We start from the raw sequence: 206 nt of genomic DNA on the forward strand, positions 1-206 counted from the left end.
TAACGCCAAGCACATCAAATACGACTACAGCAACGGCTTGTGATACTTATACTTGGTCTGTAAATGGAACTACTTATACAGCTTCGGGAACTTATACTTCGGTAGTAGGATGTCATACTGAAACTTTGAATTTGACTATAACACCAAGCACATCAAATACGACTACAGCAACGGCTTGTGATACTTATACTTGGTCTGTAAACGGA

General features: G+C 39.3%; 1 protein-coding gene. It reads left to right on the forward strand.

Features of this window, described 5'->3' with window-relative positions:
- On the forward strand, nt 1-206 hold a 206-nt coding region (locus ICG50_RS13105), incomplete at both ends, for a hypothetical protein (RefSeq protein ID WP_187661343.1).

This window comes from Flavobacterium buctense, assembly GCF_014486695.1.
In the GTDB taxonomy this organism is placed as follows: domain Bacteria; phylum Bacteroidota; class Bacteroidia; order Flavobacteriales; family Flavobacteriaceae; genus Flavobacterium; species Flavobacterium buctense.